Genomic DNA, 801 nt, shown 5'->3' on the forward strand with positions numbered 1-801 from the left:
TTCAAAAAGAAGTTTGGGGTTCGGCAATCAGTCACATGAGTTTGTGGATTGCCTTATGCTTCGTTATTAACGCAGTAATGGCGTGGGCTGGTTTATTAGTTTTTGAACTCTCTGTAGAACAGACTGCGCTACTCATTTTCGCGCTGAGTTTTAGTAGTACAGTTTGCGTCATCAAGGTACTCGAAGATTCCGGAGAAATCCGCAGTCGACAAAGCGTTATCGCAGTGGGTGTGCTGATTATTCAGGACATTATCGCCGTCGCTTTTCTCGTGGTTGCGACCGGCAAAGTGCCTTCATTTTGGGCATTGTTGTTACTAGGGCTGCCACTTCTTACTCGTTTCGTCGATAAGCTTTTGAATAAAACTGGTCACGGAGAATTGTTGCCCTTGAGTGGGCTTATGCTCGCGCTTGGCGCCTATGCGCTATTTGAACTGGTGAATGTAAAAGGTGACTTGGGTGCATTGCTTGTTGGGATGTTAGTTGCGACAAGTAGTAAGTCAGGCGAGTTATATAAATCACTTATCTCGTTTAAAGACTTATTCTTAGTGTCCTTCTTCTTGAGTATTGGCTTGTCAGCCTTGCCCGATTTCTCAATGTTTATTTTAGCTTCACTTCTTCTGCTGTTATTGCCGCTCAAATTCATACTATTTTACGCAGTGTTTTGCGTGATGTCTTTACGCGCGCGCACGGCGTTTCTTAGTGCATTGCTGTTATCGAATTTTAGTGAGTTTGGGTTAATTGTTGCAGCGCTTAGTATTCGAGAAGGTTTATTGGCTCAAGAGTGGCTAATTATCCTAGCAA

1 protein-coding gene is annotated in these 801 nt (G+C 43.6%); it reads left to right on the forward strand.

Going from position 1 to position 801, the window contains the following annotated elements:
- Positions 1-35: 35 nt before the first annotated feature.
- On the forward strand, positions 36-801 hold a 766-nt coding region (locus A3738_RS02895; RefSeq protein WP_197473534.1), incomplete at its 3' end, for a cation:proton antiporter.

Source organism: Oleiphilus sp. HI0066 (assembly GCF_001635725.1).